Below are 19732 nucleotides of genomic sequence, written 5' to 3' on the forward strand. Positions count from 1 at the left end.
CCATCCCCCCTGCGCGGTCTTTTTGGGCCCATATTGTCTAGGGCCCCCCCGGGGGGGGGGCGGGGCGAACCCCCGTCCGCCCGGCCCCTCCGCGCTGCTGTGGTCAGACCGCGCTGAAGCCGACCTTGCGCACCGTCGGCTCGCCGAGCTCGATGTACGCCAGGCGGTCCGTGGGGACCAGGACCTTGCGGCCGCGCTCGTCCTCCAGGGACAGCACCTGTGACTTGCCGGCCAGCGCGTCGGCGACGATGCGCTCGACCTCCTCGGCGTTCAGACCGCTCTCCAGAACGATCTCGCGGGGCGCGTGCTGCACGCCGATCTTGACCTCCACGGCTATGTCCCTCCGACGGTCAGTGAAGTGCGCGACCTTCCGCGCCGTACGCAGCACACATTAGCCCGGTGAGGGGACGTACACGCTGCGCGCGACCACGCCAGGAGCGAACAGAGAACGGGAATTCCGGGCAAGGGCGTCAGTGGTGGGACTCGATGCCGTGCAGCGGGAAGCCGGCGATGCCCCGCCATGCCAGTGACGTCAGCAGCTGCACCGCCTGGTCGCGCGGGACGGTCCGGTCGCTGTGCAGCCAGGAACGCGCCACCACCTGGGCGAGACCGCCGAGGCCGGAGGCCAGCAGCATCGACTCGGCACGCGACAGACCGGTGTCCTCGGCGATGACCTCGCAGATCGCCTCGGCGCACTCGGTGGTGACCTTGTCGACACGCTCGCGCACCGCGGGCTCGTTCGTCAGGTCGGACTCGAAGACCAGGCGGAAGGCCCCGCCGTCGTCCTCGACGTAGCCGAAGTACGCGTCCATGGTCGCCCGGACCCGCTGCTTGTTGTCGGTCGTCGACGCGAGCGCGCCGCGCACCGCCTGGATCAGCGCTTCGCAGTGCTGGTCCAGCAGGGCCAGGTAGAGGTCGAGCTTGCCCGGGAAGTGCTGGTAGAGGACCGGCTTGCTGACGCCGGCGCGTTCGGCGATGTCGTCCATCGCGGCCGCGTGGTACCCCTGCGCGACGAATACTTCCTGGGCGGCGCCCAGCAACTGGTTGCGTCGGGCACGGCGCGGCAGGCGAGTGCCCCGCGGGCGTGCCGCCTCTGTCTGCTCGATGGCTGTCACGCCGCCTCCCAAGATGGTCCACATGCGGATCGCTCCGCGCGGCTATCGTACTTTTCGGTAACCGTGCTGTGCGCGGTGCGAGCGCAGAATTTCACGTACCGGACGACGGCGAAAGCCGCACCCGGAAACACCGGGAAGCGCGGACAGGCCAGGTGGGCCCGCCGGAGGCTGGTCGCGGTCAGCGGTAGTCGTCCTCGTCGAGGGAGACCACACGCGCCTGTTCGATGAGATCGGCCTCGTTGGCGCGGCCCGGGTCCACGCCGGTGAGCGGGTCGTCGTGGGAAGGTGCGACGTCCGCGTGCTGCTCGGCCGTGTCGCCCTCCGGGGCCTCGACGTCGATCTCCTGGGCGTCCTCCGCCTCTGCTTCGTCGAGCACGTCGGGGTCGGTGGGGTCGTAGGTCATGGTGGGCTCCCTTCCTTCGAACGTCCCTGGCACAGCAGGGAAGGCCACAACCGGGTGCCCTGTTTACGAGCCTAGGAGACACCGGATGCGGACGCTATGCCATGCGGAGCCCGGCCAGGGCCGTTCCCCCGACGGCGGTGTGACGCCGAACACATGAATCACTGTGTGATCGTCTCGTAACATTGGCCCATGTCTTCGACGGAGCTGCCCTCAGTGCCGCCCACCAGCGTGCTCCCCGAGGCGGCGGCGGTCAGAGTCGCGGAGGGTGAGCGGCTGCGCTCGGTGGGGCTGTCCGGCGTCACTCTCTCGGTCCGTGCCAGGCCGCCCGCGCGCGAGGGCCTGCCGCCCGCGCTGTACATCCACGGGCTCGGCGGCTCCTCGCAGAACTGGTCGCAGCTGATGGAGCGGCTCGAAGACGCCGTGGACGGCGAGGCGGTCGACCTGCCGGGCTTCGGGAACTCGCCGCCACCGGACGACGGCAACTACTCGGTCACCGGGCACGCGCGCGCGGTCATCCGCTACCTCGACGCCTCCGGCCGCGGTCCCGTCCATCTCTTCGGCAACTCCCTCGGCGGCGCGGTCGCCACCCGCGTCGCCGCCGCCCGCCCGGACCTCGTCCGCACCCTCACGCTCGTCTCACCGGCCCTGCCGGAGCTGCGTGTGCAGCGCACCGCCGTGCCGACGGTCCTGCTCGGGCTCCCCGGCGTCGCCGGGCTCCTCACCCGCACGACCGGCAAGTGGACGGCCGAACAGCGGGTACGGGGCGTGCTGGCCCTCTGCTACGGCGATCCCAGCCGGGTGACGCCCGAGGCGTTCCAGCACGCGGTCGAGGAACTGGAACGGCGGCTGCGGCTGCCGTACTTCTGGGACGCGATGGCGCGGTCCGCGCGCGGGATCGTCAACGCGTACACCCTGGGCGGCCAGCACGGGCTCTGGCGCCAGGCCGAGCGCGTCCTCGCCCCGACCCTGCTGATCTACGGCGGCCGCGACCAGCTCGTCGGCTACCGCATGGCACAGAAGGCCGCGCGCAGCTTCCGCTACTCCCGGCTGCTCTCCCTGCCGGACGCCGGGCATGTGGCGATGATGGAGTACCCGGAGACGGTGGCCGAGGCGTTCCGTGAACTCCTCGCGGCCGCCGTGGAGGCGGGCGACCAACCGGCTGCCCGGACCATCGGCGGCGGCCCGACCGCACCGGGGACGGGGAGCTGAGGGGGGAGTGGGACGCCACAGCCGCCGCGGCCCGGCACCCAAGGGTGACGCGGCGGACATAGCGAACGTACGCGCGGCCCAGAAGCCGGGTCCGGGGGACGGGGGGCGCGGGCCAGCGGGGGTGCCGGTGCCGCGTCCGGCCGCCGGGACACCCGCGGGCGGACCGCCGCGCTTCACGGACGGTACGCCCGCCCAGGGCACCCCGCGCGTGCCCGACGGCACACCTGCTCGAGGGGTGCCGCGTTTCCCGGACGGGACCCCGGCGCACGGCGTCCCGCGTTTCCCGGACGGGACCCCGGCGCATGGCGTCCCACGCGTGCGTGGTGGGCACCCCCAGCAGCGTGAAGCGGGCGGTGGCTGGGGCGGGCCGGGTGGGGCCGCCGGGGCCGGCTCCGGGGCCCTTGGTGCTGCTTCCGGGCCTGCCGGTGCCGCCTTCAGGGCGGCCGGTGTGTCCATACCGCGGCAGAGGCAGGGCGGGCCCGGCAGCCCGCGGCAGGACTATGTCGACGCCTTCGACGAGGACGTCGACCTCTTCGGGCCCCGCCCCCGGATCGGCGCCCAGCGCGCGGAAACGTATCCGCCCGGGGTCGGCCCGCACACCTCGGTGCTTCCGGCCGGAGCCGGCGGCGGTGACACCGATGACGTCGACGCCGCGCCCACCGGCGAGCCCGCGCAGCCGGGGGGCGGCAAGAGCCGGACCTTCGCCGGGGTCGCGGCCGCCGCCGTCACCACCGTGCTCGCGGTGATCGTCGTCGGCCACGTCGTCGACGGCCGGAACGCCGGCGCCGCACGGTCGCAGTCGTCCACGGGCGAGACGCGGGCCACCGACGGCGCCGCCTCGCGCGGAAACAGCCGTACGACGCCGTCTGTCTCCGCCTCGCCGAGCGTGGCGACGCTGTCGTACGAGCAGGCGATGGGCGAGAAGTACCCGCTCGGCGCCGAGCTGGCCGGATCCGGGAAGTTCACCACCGTGCCCGGGAGCGCGAAGGCGCCGGGCAAGGGGCGGAAGTACACCTACCGCGTCGACGTGGAGCAGGGGCTCGGGCTGGACGGCAGACTGTTCGCCGAGGCCGTGCAGAAGACGCTCAACGACGACCGCAGCTGGGCCCACGGCGGCGCCCGCACCTTCGCGCGTGTCTCCTCCGGCAAGCCCGACTTCGTGATCACGCTCGCCAGCCCCGGCACCACCGCCAAGTGGTGCGCCAAGTCCGGCCTCGACACGACCGAGGACAACGTGTCCTGCGACTCGGCCGCCACCGAACGAGTCATGATCAACGCATACAGATGGGCCCAGGGCAGCAAGACCTACGGCGACAGGATCCACGCCTACCGGCAGATGCTGATCAACCACGAGGTCGGACACCGGCTCGGCTACGGCCATGTGACCTGTGACAAGGACGGCGAGCCGGCGCCGGTCATGCAGCAGCAGACGAAGTTCCTCGACCACGACGGAATCCACTGTCTGCCCAACCCCTGGCCGTATCCCAAGAGTTGACAGGTGGCTCATTCATCACATTGACATGCGCAGAAAGGTCGTACATATTTCTGGGCATGTCGTCCCTTCACGCCTCCGCGCGCGCCGCCATCGAGCTGGCGCTCATCGGCGTGACCGCGCTCTGCGTGGCCGACATTCACTGTCGCTGACGCTCGCCCGCAGGCGTTCGCGTCGCGCTTTTCCTCTGTCGCCGTGACCTGGGTCACGGCTCTCTCGGCGACCTGACGCCCGGGCAGACGTCTGTTCACTTTCGTCTCACTCCTCGTCAATCTGTCTCATCAATCGAGACTTGCCTTCCGAGAGGTCGTCATTCCGATGCGTCACCCGTCCGTGAACAGCGCCCGCGCGGCGTACGTTTCGCTTGCCCTGGTCGTGGCAGCGGGCGCCGCCGCGTGCGGGCCGAAGGACAACGATGCCAACGGCTCCGGTGGCGACTCCACGCCGCACAAGGGCGGCACGCTCACCGTCCTGAACTCCGACCCCCAGTCGGACTTCGATCCGGCCCGCCTGTACACCTCCGGCGGCGGCAACGTGCCCTCCCTGGTCTTCCGTACGCTCACCACCCGCAACCGCGCGGACGGCGCCGCCGGCACCAAGGTCGTCCCCGACCTGGCCACCGACACCGGGCGCCCGAGCAAGAACGCGACCGTGTGGACGTACACCCTGAAGCCGGGCCTCAAGTACGAGGACGGCACCCCGATCACCTCCGCCGACATCAAGTACGGCATCGAGCGCTCCTTCGCCCCCGAACTCTCCGGCGGCGCGCCCTACCTGCGGGACTGGCTGGTCGGCGCCGCCGACTACCAGGGGCCCTACAAGGACAGCAAGGGGCTGCCGGCGATCGAGACGCCGGACAGCCGGACGATCGTCTTCCACCTGAACAAGCCCGAGGGCGAGTTCCCGTTCCTGGCCACCCAGACGCAGTTCACGCCGGTCCCGAAGGCCAAGGACACGGGCACGAAGTACGAGGAGCACCCGATCTCGTCCGGCCCCTACAAGGTCGTGAAGAACGAGAACGACGGTGAGCACCTGGTGCTGGAGCGGAACACGTACTGGTCGGCGGCCGTCGACGACCAGCGCAAGGCGTACCCGGACAGGATCGACGTGCAGTCCGGGCTCGACTCGTCCGTGATCAACCAGCGGCTGTCCGCGTCCCGGGGGACGGACGCGGCCGCCGTGACGACGGACACCAACCTCGGCCCCGCCGAACTCGCCAAGGTCACGGGCGACAAGGAACTCGCCGCGCGCGTCGGTACCGGGCACTTCGGCTACACGAACTACATAGCGTTCAACCCGAAGGTCAAGCCGTTCGACAACCCCAAGGTCCGGCAGGCGATCTCGTACGCCGTCGACCGGTCGTCCGTGATCAACGCGGCGGGCGGCAGCGCCCTCGCCGAGCCCGCGACCACCTTCCTGCCCGACCAGAAGTCCTTCGGCTACACGCCGTACGACCTCTTCCCGGCGGGTGACAGCGGCAACGCGGCCAAGGCCAAGGAGCTGCTGAAGGAGGCCGGTTACCCGAACGGGCTCACGGTCACGCTGACCCACGACAACGCCCAGAACTTCAAGACGAGCCCCGAGATCGCGACCGCGATCCAGGACGCCCTCAAGAAGGCAGGCATCACCGTCAAGCTCCAGGGCCTGGAGGACAACAACTACTCCGACACGGTCCACAGCGTGAAGACCGAGCCGGGCTTCTTCCTCGCCGCGTGGGGTGCCGACTGGCCCTCCGGCGGTCCCTTCCTCGCCCCGATCTTCGACGGCCGGCAGATCGTCAAGGACGGCGCGAACTTCAACGCCTCCCAGCTCAACGATGCTTCGGTCAACGCCGAGATTGACGCGATCAACAAGTTGACCGACCTTGACGCGGCCGCCAAGCGGTGGGGCGCGCTGGACGAGAAGATCGGCGCCCAGGCGCTGACCGTGCCGCTGTTCCACCCCGTCTACAAGCGGCTGGTCGGCAAGGACATCAAGAACGTCGTGATCAGCGACTGGACCGGTGTCCTGGACATCTCCCAGGTCGCGGTGAAGTAGCGCCGTGAGTGAGGCACTTGTCGCCACCCAGGCCCCCGAGGCGCCCGCCTCGGGGGCCTCGGGGGCTCGTCAGTTCTGGCGGCGGCTGCGTTCGCAGCGGGCCGCCACGGTCGCGGCGGGGATCGTCGCGCTGCTCGTCCTGGTCGCGCTCGCCGCGCCGTTGCTCACCGCCCTGGAGGGCCAGGACCCGACCACCTACCACCCCTCCCTCATCGACTCCGCGCGCGGCGGCGTGCCGATCGGCTCCCTCGGCGGCGTCTCCGGCGACCACTGGCTGGGCGTGGAGCCGCAGACAGGGCGCGATCTGTTCGCACGGCTGGTGTACGGGGCGCGGGTCTCCCTGGGCGTCGCGTTCGCGGCGACCGTGATCCAGGTCTTCCTCGGGCTGGCCGTCGGCGTGGCGGCCGCGCTCGGCGGTGGCTGGATCGACCAACTGCTGAGCCGGATCACGGACATCTTCGTCGCACTGCCCCTGATGATCATGGCGCTGGCGCTGCTCGCGATCGTGCCGCAGAGCTTTCCGCGGCCCGTCCTGGTCACCCTCGTCATCGGGTTCATCTCCTGGGGCACCATCGCGAAGATCGTGCGCGCCCAGACGCTCACCCTGAAGGGGCTCGACTACGTCGCCGCCGCGCGGCTCAGCGGCTGGGGCGCCTGGCGCATCGCCCGCCGCGAGCTGCTGCCCGGCCTGGCCGCCCCGGTCATCACGTACGCCTCGATCCTCATCCCGGTCAACATCAGCGCCGAGGCGGCCCTGTCCTTCCTCGGCGTCGGCGTGAAGCCGCCGACCCCCTCCTGGGGCCAGATGCTCACCGCTGCCGACGTCTGGTACCAGGCGGCCCCGCAGTACCTGCTGCTGCCGGCCGGCGCGCTGTTCGTGACCGTGCTCGCGATGGCCGTCCTCGGTGACGGCGTCCGCACCGCCCTGGACCCGCGCGCCGCCTCCCGGCTCGCCGTCGGCACCGGCCGGGGGCGCGCGGCCCGGACCGCGAAGGAGGAATCCGCGTGAACGGCTTCGGCGGCTTCCTGCTCCGCCGCACCATCGGCACCCTGGCGACCCTGCTCGCCATCTCGGTGATCGTCTACGTCGTCTTCTACGTCACGCCGGGCAACGTCGCCCAGATCACCTGCGGCCCGCGCTGCTCCCCGGAGCAGGTGCACCAGGTGGCCCTGCAACTGCACCTCGACGACCCCCTGTACGTGCGCTACTGGCACTTCCTCCAGGGCCTGGTCGCCGGCCAGGACTACTCCACCGGCACCTCCGTGGAGCACTGCTCCGCGCCCTGCCTCGGCCTCTCCTACCAGACCGACCAGCAGGTCCTGGGCATCATCCTGACCAGGCTCCCGGTCAGCCTCTCGCTGGTGTTCGGCGCGATGGTGCTGTGGCTGGTCCTGGGCGTCGGCACGGGCGTGCTCTCCGCCTGGCGGCGCGGCCGGCTCACCGAGCGGGTGCTGACCGCTCTCACACTGGCGGGCTGGGCCACGCCGGTCTTCGTCATCGGCCTGGTCCTGATGATCGTCGTCTGCGGCGAACTTCAGCTCCTGCCCTTCCCGCAGTACGTGAAGTTCACCGACGACCCCGAGCAGTGGGCGTGGAACCTGCTGCTGCCCTGGCTCTCCCTCGCCCTCATCGAGGCCGCCTCGTTCGCCCGGCTGACCCGGGCGTCCATGCTGGAGACCCTGGCCGAGGACCACATCCGCACCTTCCGCGCGTACGGCGTCGGCGAGCGGTCGATCGTCGGCCGGCACGCCCTGCGCGGGGCGCTCGCGCCGGTCATCGCGCTGAACGCCAACAACTTCGGCTCGGCCGTCGGCGGCGCCGTGCTCACCGAGACGCTGTTCGGACTGCCCGGCCTCGGCCAGGAACTCGTCCACGCCGTCAACGTGGTCGACCTGCCCGTCGTCGTCGGCATGGTCCTCGTCATCGGGTTCTTCGTGGTCCTCGCCAACGCCGTCGCGGACGTGCTGTACGCGGTGGCCGACCGACGGGTGGTACTGACGTGAGTCTCGTCCGAGTCACTGATCTGACGGTCGAGTTCGGCGACCTGCGAGCCGTGGACGGGCTCTCGCTCACCCTGGAGCGCGGCGCCGCCCTCGCCCTGGTCGGCGAGTCCGGCTCCGGCAAGTCCACGGTCGCCTCGGCCCTGCTCGGTCTGCACCACGGCACCGGGGCGCGGGTCGGCGGGTCGATCGAGGTCGCCGGCACCGACGTACAGGCCGCCTCGGACGGCGAACTGCGGCGGCTGCGCGGTGCGAAGGCGGCGATGGTCTTCCAGGACCCGCTGTCGTCCCTCGACCCCTACTACGCGATCGGCGACCAGATCGCCGAGGTGTACCGCGTGCACACGCGCGGGTCACGACGAGCCGCACGCGCGCGTGCCGTGGAGGTGCTCGACCGGGTCGGCATCCCGGACGCCCGGCGCCGCTCCCGGTCCCGCCCGCACGAGTTCAGCGGCGGCATGCGCCAGCGCGCGCTGATCGCCATGGCGCTCGCCTGCGCGCCCGAGCTGCTCATCGCCGACGAGCCCACCACCGCCCTCGACGTGACCGTCCAGGCCCAGATCCTCGACCTGCTGCACACGCTGCGCGAGGAGACCGGCATGGGCCTGCTGCTCGTCACCCACGACGTGGGGGTCGCCGCCGAGAGCGTCGACCGGGTGCTCGTCATGCGGCACGGGCGCGTGGTCGAACAGGGGCCGGTCACCGCCGTGCTCGGCGCGCCCGCCGAGCCGTACACCCGCGAACTGCTCTCCGCCGTCCCGCGCGTGGACGCGGTGCGCGCGCCCTCACAGGCGTCCGGGGAGGTCGTCCTGGAGGCGTCCGGCCTGCGCCGCGAGTTCGGGCGCGGCAAGCGGGCCTTCGCAGCCGTGGACGACGTGTCGCTGACCGTGCGCCGGGGCGAGACCCTCGGTGTCGTCGGCGAGAGCGGCAGCGGCAAGACCACCCTCGGGCGGATGCTGGTCGGGCTGCTGGAGCCGACGGCGGGGGAGGTCCGTCACGACGGCCACGCGCGCGTGGGCGTGAACCCGGCCGTCCAGATGGTCTTCCAGGACCCGCTGTCCTCCCTCAACCCGCGGCGCAGCATCGGCGAGTCGATCGCCGACCCACTGCGCGCGCGGGCCCTGAGGCTCCGGGGGAGTGACGAGGGGCGCATCCGGGCGCGGGTGACCGAACTGCTGGAGCGCGTGGGGCTCGAAGGGGCGCACTACGAGCGCTACCCGCACGAGTTCAGCGGCGGCCAGCGCCAGCGCGTCGGCATCGCGCGGGCGCTCGCGGCCGACCCGCGCGTCATCGTCTGCGACGAGCCGGTCTCCGCGCTGGACGTCACCACCCAGGCCCAGGTCGTCGCCCTGCTCGGCGAACTCCAGCGCGAACTCGGGCTCGCGCTCGTCTTCGTCGCTCACGACCTCGCCGTCGTGCGCCAGGTCAGCGACCGGGTCGCGGTCATGCGCCGCGGCCGGATCGTCGAGACCGGGACCGCCGACGAGGTCTACGACCACCCGCAGGACCCTTACACCAGACAGCTCCTGGCCGCCGTACCCGTTCTCGACCCCGGGGCCGCGGCCCGGCGGCGGGCGGCGCGCCGGGAGCTGGCGTCGGCGTGACGTTTCCGCAGACCGCGGCGTGACGTTCCGCCGCAGCTCGACTGCCTAGCGCGACCGAACGTCACCCGCACGGGAAAGTTACGCCCGTTCACCCCTTTTGGTGGCGCGATGGACAACCGTCCGTCGCGCCACCGCCTTGTCCGCATACGTTCGTCCCGCTGCGAGCCACCGGGCCACGGTGGCTCGCCATACGGGAGATCGATCGGGGGTGCACACGTGCGCATCGGACTGCTTACGGAGGGTGGCTATCCGTATGTGAGCGGTGAGGCCAGACTCTGGTGCGACCGGCTCGTGCGCGGGCTCGGGCAGCACGAGTTCGACCTCTACGCGCTCAGCCGCACCCGTCGCCAGGAGGACGAAGGCTGGCTGCCGTTGCCGCCGCACGTCAGCCGGGTGCGGACGGCCCCCCTGTGGACCGCCGAGGAGGACGGGGTCAGGTACGGACGGCGCGCGCACCGGCGCTTCGCCGAGAGCTACGGCGAGCTCGCCGGTGTGCTGTGCGCCGGTCCGGGGGCGGACGGTCAGGACAGTGCGGACGGCCCGAACGGTGCGGACGGTCCGAACGGCGTGGGCGGTCCGAACGGCCTGGACGGGCCGGGCGCCCCGGTCGGCTCCGGTACCGCACCCGGTTCCCTGGTGGACCGTTTCGGCAGCGCCCTCCACGGACTCGCCGAACTCGCCCGCGACGAGGGCGGCCTGGTCGGCGCGCTCCGCTCCGACACCGCCGTGCGCACGCTGGAGCGCGCCTGCCGCGCGCCCCGCGCACTCGGTACGTTGCGCGCGGCGCGCGTGCCCGATCTGCTGGCCGTCGCCGATCACCTCGAACGCGCCCTGCGGCCCCTCTCCCTGGACTGGTACGGCGACGACGGCCTCGGCGCGGCCGACCTCTGCCACGCCACCGCCGGCGGCCCCGCCGCCCTGGCAGGCCTGCTCGCCGGGCACTTCTCCGGCGTACCGCTGCTGGTCACCGAGTACGGCGTCCACCTGCGCTCGCACTACCTCGCCTTCGGTCCCGACGCGGCCACCCCGGCCGTCCGCGCCCTGCTCGCCGCCTTCCACGGCCGCCTCGCCGCCGAGGTCTACCGCCGCGCCGCGATCATCACCCCGGGCAACGCGCACGCCCGCCGCTGGCAGGAGCACTGCGGCGCCGACCGTGCCCGTATCCGTACCGTCCATCCCGGCCTGGCCGCCGCCCGGTTCACCGAGGTGGGCGAGGCACCGGACCGCGCCGACCCGGACACGCTCGTGTGGGTCGGCCGTATCGAGCCGGCCAAGGACCTGGTGTCCCTGCTGCACGCCTTCGCTGAGATCCGCAGGCGGGAGCCCAAGGCGCGACTGCGGGTCGTGGGCGCCCCGGCGGGGCCGGAGGGCGGGGCCTATCTCCGGCACTGCAGGGCGCTCGCCGCCCAGCTCTTCCCCGACGAGGCCGAGGGGGTGCACGCCGTCGGCGACAACCCGGTCTCCTTCGAGGAGATAGGCGGCCCCGAGGCGCCGACCCTCGCCGACGCCTACGCGTCCGGCGCGGTCGTCGTGCTCTCCAGCGTCGTCGAGGGCTTCCCGGTGGGGCTCGTGGAGGCGATGCTCTGCGGCCGGGCGACCGTCTCCACGGACGTCGGCGCCGTGGTGGAGGCCGTCGGCGGCACCGGGCTCGTCGTACCCCCGCGCAATCCACGGGCGCTCGCGGAGGCGTGCGTGGCGCTGCTGCGCGACCCCGAGCGCCGTGAACGCCTCGGAGCGGCCGCGCGCGCCCGCGCGCTCGAACTGTTCACCGTCGAGCAGAACATCGCGGCATTTCACAACATTTACCTGGAGATCGTCTCGCACTGCCCGGTCCGCCGGGTCGTCCTCGGCCAGGCGGGCGAGCCCCGGCCGTTCGCCGTCCCCGCCGAGGCTCACGTGCCCGGCCACTGGGCCGGCCCCACGGCCCGCGTCGCGCATCGTGCCGGGCCCGGCTGGGCCCTGGGCACCGCCCCGCGGCCCACCCCGGCACGGGCCACCCCGCGCACGGCCACCGAGGGGGTGCTGTGAACGGTGACGCGGCCGGCGCGCCGAACGGCGGTCTGGGGAAGCTCGACCGGCCGGGGCGGCCCGGCGCCGCCGACGCCTGGGACGCACGGTCGCAGGACTGGCTCCTGGGAGCTGACGAGGACGGCTCGGGGGACGCCGTCCCCGGGGACGGCCCGCAGGCGGCCGGTGAGGTCTCTCCGGGCGGCCGGACGGCTGCCGAGGACACCGTCGGCAGCCGCGGCTCCACCCCGCGCCGAGGCGCCACCGCCGACCCCGTCAAGACGCTGATGCACCGTCACCGCGCGCTCTGCGAGCGGGCCGTGGACCCTCTGGAGATCGCGGCCGGCCTCGAAGCGCACGGCGTCACCGACCGCACCGCCGCCCGTTTCCGGCACCGTGACGTCTTCTCGCTCGCCGAAGAGCTCTACGCGCGCGTGCCCCGCGACGAGAACCCCCACCCGCGCCCCGAACCGGCTTCCGCGCCCCGCTTGCGCGCCGACCGGGCGCTGCGCACGCTCCTCCCGGGCGCCGTGTGCGCGGCGGCCGTCACCGGCTTACGGCTCACCGAGGGCCGCCCCCGCCTCCTGGTGGCAGTCGCCGGCGTGCTCGCCGTCGCCCTGGCCGTACGCCCGGCCCTGCGCCGCGGCCCCCTGGCCGTGCCGGCCCGTACGTCCACCTGGCGCTCCGCCACCGGCACGCGCGCGTGGACCTGCTGGCTCCTCGCCTACGTCCTCCTCGGCGACGGTCTGCTGCGGGCCGTCGTGGACGGCGGCCCCGACGGCCTCCCGACCGGCGCCGCCCACGGCCCCTGGCCGGTGACCACGGCGCCCGTCCTCGCCCTCACCCTGGCCTGTGCCCCGGCGGCCTGGAGCACCCGCCTCCTGAGGGCGGGCGCCCGCCGCAGGCTCGCGAGCAGCCGGGGCCTGGAGGAGTTCACCGGCGCCGTGCAGCCGTTGCTGCTCGGCACGTTCGCCCTCTTCCTCGGCGCCCTCACCGCCCTGCTCGCCCTGTGCGGCGCGGCCCTCGGCGAACCCGCCGGCTACCCGGCGGCCCTCCCGCTCGGCGCCCTCCTCCTGCTCGCCCGTCTCCTCGCCGTACACCACGTCCGGCAGGGGCCCGCCCTCGCCGTCGCCGCCGCCGCGGAAGCGGCGGCCGTGGCCCTCGTCCTGGCCGGCCGGCTGCCCGGCTGGGCCTTCCTGGCCGCTCCCGTCGACGCCCTGGTCGACGCCTGGGGCCCGAACAGCGTCCCGTCGCTCGTCTGCGGCGCCGCCGCACTGACGCTGCTGTTCCGGGCGACCCGCACCCTCACCCGGGCCTCGGCCCACGCGCCGACGGGAGACCCGGAGTGAACACCGCCGCCGATGTCCTCGCATGCCTCGCCGAGCCGTCCCGGCGGCAGGCGCCCGGCACTCCGCCGGAGGCAACCGCACCATCCCTCGAAGGAGACCACCAGATGACCACCTCCCGACCCGGACCCGGAGCGTCCGGAACCCCCGGAGTCGCCGGAGCGCACACCCCGGGAGCCGCACGATGAGGGTTCTGCTGATCGGAGCCAACGGATACCTCGGCCGCTTCGTCGCCGACCGGCTGCTCGCCGACCCGGCCGTCCAGCTCACCGCGCTCGGCCGCGGCGACGACGCCGACGTCCGCTTCGACCTCGCCACCGGCAGCCCCGGCGCGCTCACCCGTTTCCTCGACGCGGTCCACCCGGGTGTCATCGTGAACTGTGCCGGCGCCACCCGCGGCGGCGCCCGCGAACTCACCCGGCACAACACCGTCGCCGTCGCCACCGTCTGCGAGGCCCTGCGCCGCAGCGGCTGCGGTGCCCGCCTGGTGCAGGTCGGCTGCAGCTCCGAGTACGGCCCGAGCCAGCCCGGCTCCTCCACCGCGGAGGACGCCGTGCCCCGCCCCGGCGGCCCGTACGGCGTCAGCAAGCTCGCCGCCACCGAACTCGTCCTCGGCTCCGGCCTGGACGCCGTCGTCCTGCGCGTCTTCTCGCCGGCCGGGCCGGGCACCCCGGCCGGCTCCCCGCTCGGCCGCCTCGCCGAAGCCATGCGCCGCGCCATGCAGTCCGGCGACGGCGAACTCAAACTCGGCGGCCTCGGCGTCCAGCGCGACTTCGTCGACGTACGCGACGTCGCCCGCGCCGTCCACGCGGCCTCGCTCTCCGCCGCCCAGGGCGTCATCAACATCGGCTCCGGCCGCGCCGTCCGGCTCCGCGACGCCGCCGGCGTCCTCGCCAGGGTCGCCGGATACGGCGGCGCCCTGCACGAACTGGACGGCCCACCCGGCCCGCTGCGCGGCGCCATCGGCCACCCCCGGACGGACGGCGAGCACACCGGCCCGGTCGCGTACCCGTACCCGGACGGCTGCGGCAGCTGGCAGCAGGCCGACGTGCGCTGCGCCCGCGACCGGCTCGGCTGGCGGCCCCGCATCAACCTCGAAGAGTCCCTCGCGGACATCTGGATGGAGGCGGCATGCCGCATCTGACCAGCACCCGGGCGGGCGCCGCGACCACCGGATTCCGCACCGCCGTCGGCATCCCCGGCTACGCCCACCCCCTCCTCGCCCCCGCCCAATGGGCCGAGCTCACCCGCCCCGGCACCCCCTTGCACTGGGTCGTCCTCAACGTGGCGAACGGCCCCGGCAGCCGCCCCGACCCGCACTGCCTGGAGGCGGCCGGCCGGCTCCGCAACGCGGGAGTCCGCGTTCTCGGCCACCTGGACGGCACCTACGGCGCCCGCCCCCACGGTGACCTGATCGCCGACGCCCGGCACTTCCACGACTGGTACCGCGTCGACGGCTTCCTGCTGGACCGCTGCCCCACCGAGCGCACCGCGCTCCCCGACATCCGCCGCGCGGTCACGACGCTCCGCGCCATCGGTGACGACCCTCACATCGTCCTCGGCCACGGCACCCACCCCCACCCGGGCTACGCCGAGAACGCCGACCAGCTGGTGACCTTCGCGGGGCCCTGGAGCGACTACCGCTGGTCCCAGGTCGCCGAGTGGACCGCCGACTATCCGCCCGACCGCTTCTGCCACTTCGTGCACGGTGTGCCCCTCGGACACCTCGACGAGGCGCTGCGCATAGCCCGCTGGCAGGGCGCCGCCACGATCTACTTCACCGACCGGACCGATCGCTGGGGCCGGGCGGATCCCTGGGAGACCATGCCCGGTTACTGGGACGAAATCGTCTCGCGGATCGGAACGGGTGTCTCGGAATGAAGAAGCCCGTGGCAGTGTTACAGGGAGAACAACTGTAGTGATTGACCGATCAACGGAGTCCCCGTGTCGCTGCCACCCCTGGTTGAGCCAGCCTCTGAGCTCACCGTAGACGAGGTCCGCAGGTACTCCCGCCACCTGATCATCCCTGACGTCGGGATGGACGGGCAGAAGCGGCTGAAGAACGCCAAGGTGCTCTGTGTGGGCGCCGGCGGCCTGGGCTCGCCGGCGCTGATGTACCTGGCCGCCGCGGGCGTCGGCACGCTGGGCATCGTGGAGTTCGACGAGGTCGACGAGTCGAACCTGCAGCGCCAGATCATCCACAGCCAGGCCGACATCGGCCGCTCCAAGGCCGAGTCCGCCCGTGACTCCGTCCTCGGCATCAATCCGTACGTGAACGTGGTCCTTCACGAAGAGCGGCTCGAGGCCGAGAACGTGATGGACATCTTCAGCCAGTACGACCTGATCGTCGACGGCACGGACAACTTCGCCACCCGCTACCTGGTGAACGACGCCTGCGTGCTGCTGAACAAGCCGTACGTATGGGGCTCCATCTACCGCTTCGACGGCCAGGCCTCGGTCTTCTGGTCCGAGTACGGCCCCTGCTACCGCTGCCTCTACCCGGAGCCCCCGCCGCCGGGCATGGTCCCCTCCTGCGCCGAGGGCGGCGTCCTCGGCGTGCTGTGCGCGTCGATCGGCTCCATCCAGGTCACCGAGGCCATCAAGGTCCTCACCGGCACCGGCGAGCCCCTCGTCGGCCGCCTGATGATCTACGACGCCCTGGAGATGCAGTACCGCCAGGTCAAGGTGCGCAAGGACCCGAACTGCGCGGTCTGCGGCGAGAACCCCACCGTCACCGAGCTCATCGACTACGAGGCCTTCTGCGGCGTCGTCTCCGAGGAGGCCCAGCAGGCGGCCGCCGGCTCGACGATCACTCCCAAGCAGCTCAAGGAGTGGATCGACGACGGCGAGAACATCGAGATCATCGACGTCCGTGAGCCGAACGAGTACGAGATCGTCTCCATCCCGGGCGCCAAGCTGATCCCGAAGAACGAGTTCCTCCTCGGCACCGCCCTGGAGGGGCTGCCCCAGGACAAGAAGATCGTCCTGCACTGCAAGACGGGTGTCCGCAGTGCGGAGGTCCTCGCGGTCCTGAAGTCCGCGGGCTTCGCGGACGCGGTCCACGTCGGCGGCGGCGTGATCGGCTGGGTCAACCAGATCGAGCCGTCGAAGCCGGTCTACTGAGCAGCGGCTCCGCGGCGGGCGGGGGTCTCGGGCACGACAGGTGCCCGGAGCCCCCGCCTTCGTCATGAGCAGACCGTGCCGTCCTTCGGGACCGTGCCGTTGACCAGATAGGCGTTCACCGTCGAGTCCACGCAGTCGCTGCCGCTGCCGTACGCGCCGTGGCCCTCGCCCTTCCAGGTCAGCTCGACGCCGACACCCTTGCCCAGTTCGTCGGCCATCTTCCGGGCGCCCTCGTAGGGAGTCGCCGGATCGCCCGTGTTGCCGACCAGCAGGATCGGGGCCGCGCCCGGTGCGCTCACCTCCGGGGTGTCGTACTGCCCGGCCACCGGCCAGTCGTGGCACCAGCCGGCCGAGTCCCAGCCCAGGAAGTCCCCGAAGACGGGCGAGACCTTCTCGAACTGGGGCAGCAGTTTCTTCGTCTCGGCGAGCGTCGGCCGCTCCTTGTCGTCCAGGCACGATATGACCCGTTGCGCGTGCGTGGTCGTGCCGTAGTGCCCCGAGGAGTCCCGCTCGTTGTACTGGTCCGCGAGCGACAGCAGTTCCGAGCCGTCGCCCTCCTCGGCCGCCTTGAGCGCGCCGGTCAGCGTCGGCCAGCTGTCCTGGCTGTACAGCGGCAGCACGATGCCGGTCACCGCGAGGGTCTGGGTCAGCTTCCGCCCGGACGACGTGGGCAGCGGTGTGGCGTCCAGCCTCTTGAGCAGAGCGACGATCTTCTCAGAGCCCTGCTCCGGGTCCTGGCCGGTGGACTTGAGGTAGTCGTCCAGGGCTCGCTGGAAGCCTGCGGCCTGGTTCTTCTCCTGGCCGACCGAGTCGGCCGTCGGGTCCACCACCGCGTCCAGGATCAGCCGCCCCACCTTCTTCGGGAACAGGTGGGCGTAGACGCCACCGAGTTCGGTGCCGTACGAGATGCCGAAGTAGTGCGTCTTCGCGTCGCCGAGGACCTGGCGCATCAGGTCCATGTCGCGGGCCGTGTCGGTCGTCGACACATGCGCGATCAGCTTGCCGGCGGCCTTCTGGCAGCCCTTGCCGAAATCGGCGGCGTCCTTGAAGTACGCGGTCTCCTCGGCCGCGGTGTCCGGTGTCGCGTCGATCGACTCGGCGCTCTGGACGGCCTTGTCGCTGCGGCAGCGGATCCCCTCACTGGCTCCCACCCCGCGCGGGTCCCAGCTCACCAGGTCGTACCGCTCGCGCAGCGCGGAGACGGTGGAGGCGTAGTACGGCATCGTCGAGACACCGGAGCCGCCCGGCCCGCCGAAGTTGAACAGCAGCGAGCCGATCCGCTTCCCCGAACCGCCGCTCGCCCGCGCCCGGATCAGCGCCAGCCCGATCGTCTCCCCGTCCGGCTTCGCCCAGTCCAACGGCACCTTGAGCGTCGCACACCGCCACTCGTCCCCGGGCGCGGCGGCGTCCGAGGTGGCCTGGCAGCGGCGCCAGTCGAGCTTCTGGGAGGTGAGGGAAGCGGGCAGGGCGGCCGAACCGCCGGCGGTGGACGTGGCGGCCGACGGCTGCCCTGACGCCTTGCCTTCGTCCGCGCCCCCGTCCGACGACCCACCGCCGCACCCGGCCACGAGCAGCCCAGCCACAACAGCGGCCGCCCATCGTACATATCGCAACATGCGCGCACACCCCCCACACAGGCCCTCCGCAGGTTCGTCGCGGAAAGCGGTCACGTCATAGTAGGCGGATCGCGCAGTGCCCGTGAGGGCCTGTGGATAACCTTGTGACCTGCGGTTATGCGGTGCCCCGCGAGGGGTTGGGGCTGTGCTGGGCAGGGGGCAGGGGACTCCGCTGTGTGGGAGCGATCAGCCGCTACGCGGCCGCGGACGCCTACGTGCAGACCGTTCCGGCCTTCGGCACCGTCCCCTCCAGCAGATAGCTGTTCACGGCACCCTGCACGCACTTGTTCTTGCTGTCGTACGCCCCGTGTCCCTGTCCCTTGTACGTCAGCTCGACCCCGACTCCCTTTCCGAGCGCGTCCACCATTTTCTTCGCGCCTTCGTACGGGGTGGCCGGATCCCCGGTGTTCCCCACGACCAGGATCGGCGCCGACCCGGGCGCGCTGACGTCGGGATGGTCGGCGGCGCCCGGCACCGCCCAGTTCGTGCAGCTGGCCATGCCCCAGGCGAGGTAGTCGCCGAACAGCGGGGAGGCGGCGCGGAACTCGGGGACTTTCCGCTGGATGTAGTCGGCGGTGTACCGCGGCTTCTGGTCGGCGCAGTTGATGGCGATGTTCGCCGCCGTGATGTTGCTGTACTCGCCGTTCTGGCTGCGGCCGTTCATCGCGTCGGACAGCAGCATGAGGATCTTCCCGTCGCCGGCGTAGGCCTCTTCGAGCCCCTCGGTGAGGTACTCCCAGAAATCCTTGGAGTACAGGGACTGGGCGATGCCGTTGGTGGCGGCGGTCTGGGTGAGCTGGCGCGGGACGATGCCGGGGATCGGTTTCCTGTCGAGGTCCGCGAGGAGTCTGGCGATACGGTTCTTCACGTCCTGCGGGGTGTCGCCGATCGGGCACTCCGTCTTCTTCGACGTGCAGTCCTCGGCGAAGTTGTCGAGCGCGAGCTGGAAGCCCTTGGCCTGTCCGAGCGAGCTCTGCTCCGGGTCCTGGGTGGGGTCGACGACGGCGTCGAAGACGGCCCGGCCCACGTTCTTCGGGAACAGGTGGGCGTAGACGCCGCCGAGTTCGGTGCCGTAGGAGATGCCGAAGTAGTGCAGTTGCCGGTCGCCGAGAACCTGACGCATCAGGTCCATGTCGCGGGCGGCGTCGGTGGTGGGCACGTGCGGAAGGATCGTCCGGGAGTTCTTCTCGCAGGCGGCGTTGAACTGCTGGGTGCGGTTGATCAGCTGGGTGCGCTCGGCGCTGGTGTCGGGCGTCGCGTCCTGCTGGAAGTAGTTGTCGAGCTGGGCGTCGTTCTCGCACTCGACGGGGTCGCTGCGGCCGACTCCGCGCGGGTCGAAGCTGACGAGGTCGTAGCGGGTGCGCAGGGCCGCGTAGTCCTCGCCGAACGCGGGGAGCGTGGTGACCCCGCTGCCGCCGGGGCCGCCGAAGTTGAAGATCAGGGAACCGATCCGTTCGCTCGCGTCGCCGCTGGCCCTGGCCCGGATCAGGGCGAGGCCGATGGTGGCGCCCTTCGGCTTCGACCAGTCCAGGGGGGCCTTCAAGGTGGCGCACTGCCAGGAGCCGCCGCCGGGCAGTGGTGACGGCGCGTCGCCGCTGCCCTCGGCCGCGTCGGGCGCCGGGCAGCTCTTCCAGTCCAGCTTCTGCGCCGTCAGATCCCCGCCCTCGGAGCTGTCGCCGCACCCGGTCAGCACGGAGGACAGCGCGAGGGCGGCGGTCAGGGCGGCGACGCGGATCCGGAAGGGGTTCGGCATGCTCCCATCCTGGGGGCGCGCACGGC

17 protein-coding genes are annotated in these 19732 nt (G+C 72.2%); 12 read left to right on the forward strand and 5 right to left on the reverse strand.

What is annotated here, in order from left to right; all coding sequences use genetic code 11:
• Window positions 1–103 precede the first annotated feature (103 nt).
• From AB0P24_RS39325 to AB0P24_RS39335, 3 genes are all read right to left on the reverse strand, one after another.
• Window positions 104–331 (reverse strand): DUF3107 domain-containing protein, encoded by a 228-nt coding sequence (locus tag AB0P24_RS39325; RefSeq protein ID WP_352367019.1) that lies wholly within the window; start codon window positions 329–331, stop codon window positions 104–106.
• 139 nt (window positions 332–470) lie between these two features.
• Window positions 471–1115: a TetR/AcrR family transcriptional regulator gene (locus tag AB0P24_RS39330; RefSeq protein ID WP_181807050.1), complete on the reverse strand. Its 645-nt coding sequence runs from the start codon at window positions 1113–1115 to the stop codon at window positions 471–473.
• 178 nt (window positions 1116–1293) lie between these two features.
• Window positions 1294–1518: a hypothetical protein gene (locus AB0P24_RS39335; protein WP_365802706.1), complete on the reverse strand. Its 225-nt coding sequence runs from the start codon at window positions 1516–1518 to the stop codon at window positions 1294–1296.
• A 189-nt stretch (window positions 1519–1707) separates the two neighbouring features.
• Between AB0P24_RS39335 and AB0P24_RS39340 the strand changes: the two genes are divergently transcribed.
• The 12 genes from AB0P24_RS39340 (at window position 1708) to moeZ (ending at window position 16337) form a co-directional block, all read left to right on the forward strand.
• Window positions 1708–2727 carry an alpha/beta hydrolase gene (locus AB0P24_RS39340; protein WP_365802708.1) on the forward strand — a complete coding sequence of 340 codons (1020 nt, stop codon included), beginning with the start codon at window positions 1708–1710 and terminating at the stop codon, window positions 2725–2727.
• A gap of 448 nt (window positions 2728–3175) precedes the next feature.
• A complete protein-coding gene (locus AB0P24_RS39345) occupies window positions 3176–4222 on the forward strand; it encodes a DUF3152 domain-containing protein (protein WP_365802710.1) in 1047 nt (348 codons plus the stop codon).
• Between the two features lie 56 nt (window positions 4223–4278).
• Window positions 4279–4371, forward strand: a complete 93-nt coding sequence (locus tag AB0P24_RS39350; RefSeq protein ID WP_351321593.1) for an Ms4533A family Cys-rich leader peptide — start codon at window positions 4279–4281, stop codon at window positions 4369–4371.
• Between the two features lie 166 nt (window positions 4372–4537).
• Window positions 4538–6256, forward strand: a complete 1719-nt coding sequence (locus tag AB0P24_RS39355; RefSeq protein ID WP_365802712.1) for an ABC transporter substrate-binding protein — start codon at window positions 4538–4540, stop codon at window positions 6254–6256.
• Window positions 6257–6260: 4 nt separating this feature from the next.
• Window positions 6261–7265 (forward strand): ABC transporter permease, encoded by a 1005-nt coding sequence (locus AB0P24_RS39360; RefSeq protein ID WP_365802714.1) that lies wholly within the window; start codon window positions 6261–6263, stop codon window positions 7263–7265.
• Window positions 7262–8260, forward strand: coding sequence for an ABC transporter permease (locus AB0P24_RS39365; protein WP_365802716.1), 999 nt, complete (start codon window positions 7262–7264; stop codon window positions 8258–8260). The genes AB0P24_RS39360 and AB0P24_RS39365 overlap by 4 nt, the downstream gene beginning before the upstream one ends.
• Entirely contained in the window at window positions 8257–9861 is a 1605-nt protein-coding gene (locus AB0P24_RS39370) for an ABC transporter ATP-binding protein (protein ID WP_365802718.1), read from the forward strand. The genes AB0P24_RS39365 and AB0P24_RS39370 overlap by 4 nt, the downstream gene beginning before the upstream one ends.
• 216 nt (window positions 9862–10077) lie before the next feature.
• Window positions 10078–11889: a DUF3492 domain-containing protein gene (locus AB0P24_RS39375; RefSeq protein ID WP_365802720.1), complete on the forward strand. Its 1812-nt coding sequence runs from the start codon at window positions 10078–10080 to the stop codon at window positions 11887–11889.
• Entirely contained in the window at window positions 11886–13217 is a 1332-nt protein-coding gene (locus AB0P24_RS39380) for a hypothetical protein (protein WP_365802722.1), read from the forward strand. Before AB0P24_RS39375 ends, AB0P24_RS39380 begins: the two co-directional genes overlap by 4 nt.
• Before the next feature lie 181 nt (window positions 13218–13398).
• Complete coding sequence (locus tag AB0P24_RS39385; protein ID WP_365802724.1) at window positions 13399–14358, forward strand: NAD-dependent epimerase/dehydratase family protein; 960 nt, start codon at window positions 13399–13401, stop codon at window positions 14356–14358.
• Complete coding sequence (locus tag AB0P24_RS39390) at window positions 14346–15095, forward strand: spherulation-specific family 4 protein (protein ID WP_365802726.1); 750 nt, start codon at window positions 14346–14348, stop codon at window positions 15093–15095. Before AB0P24_RS39385 ends, AB0P24_RS39390 begins: the two co-directional genes overlap by 13 nt.
• Before the next feature lie 63 nt (window positions 15096–15158).
• Window positions 15159–16337, forward strand: a complete 1179-nt coding sequence (gene moeZ, locus AB0P24_RS39395; protein WP_181805304.1) for an adenylyltransferase/sulfurtransferase MoeZ — start codon at window positions 15159–15161, stop codon at window positions 16335–16337.
• Between the two features lie 62 nt (window positions 16338–16399).
• Here the strand turns inward: moeZ and AB0P24_RS39400 are convergent, their stop codons facing one another.
• Both AB0P24_RS39400 and AB0P24_RS39405 read right to left on the reverse strand, forming a co-directional pair.
• The gene (locus tag AB0P24_RS39400; protein WP_365802728.1) at window positions 16400–17953 is read right to left on the reverse strand and encodes an alpha/beta hydrolase; all 1554 of its coding nucleotides are present in this window, start codon (window positions 17951–17953) and stop codon (window positions 16400–16402) included.
• Between the two features lie 211 nt (window positions 17954–18164).
• A complete protein-coding gene (locus tag AB0P24_RS39405; protein WP_365802730.1) occupies window positions 18165–19706 on the reverse strand; it encodes an alpha/beta hydrolase in 1542 nt (513 codons plus the stop codon).
• Window positions 19707–19732 lie beyond the last annotated feature (26 nt).

The organism is Streptomyces sp. NPDC086519 (assembly GCF_040686075.1).
In the GTDB taxonomy this organism is placed as follows: Bacteria; Actinomycetota; Actinomycetes; order Streptomycetales; family Streptomycetaceae; genus Streptomyces; species Streptomyces shenzhenensis.

Coding starts and splice junctions, on each gene's coding strand:
- AB0P24_RS39335 (WP_365802706.1), bottom strand. CDS start 1,518: ATGACCTACGACCCCACCGACCCCGACGTGCTCGACGAAGCAGAGGCG.
- AB0P24_RS39340 (WP_365802708.1), top strand. CDS start 1,708: ATGTCTTCGACGGAGCTGCCCTCAGTGCCGCCCACCAGCGTGCTCCCC.
- AB0P24_RS39350 (WP_351321593.1), top strand. CDS start 4,279: ATGTCGTCCCTTCACGCCTCCGCGCGCGCCGCCATCGAGCTGGCGCTC.
- AB0P24_RS39355 (WP_365802712.1), top strand. CDS start 4,538: ATGCGTCACCCGTCCGTGAACAGCGCCCGCGCGGCGTACGTTTCGCTT.
- AB0P24_RS39385 (WP_365802724.1), top strand. CDS start 13,399: ATGAGGGTTCTGCTGATCGGAGCCAACGGATACCTCGGCCGCTTCGTC.
- AB0P24_RS39390 (WP_365802726.1), top strand. CDS start 14,346: ATGCCGCATCTGACCAGCACCCGGGCGGGCGCCGCGACCACCGGATTC.
- AB0P24_RS39400 (WP_365802728.1), bottom strand. CDS start 17,953: ATGTTGCGATATGTACGATGGGCGGCCGCTGTTGTGGCTGGGCTGCTC.
- AB0P24_RS39405 (WP_365802730.1), bottom strand. CDS start 19,706: ATGCCGAACCCCTTCCGGATCCGCGTCGCCGCCCTGACCGCCGCCCTC.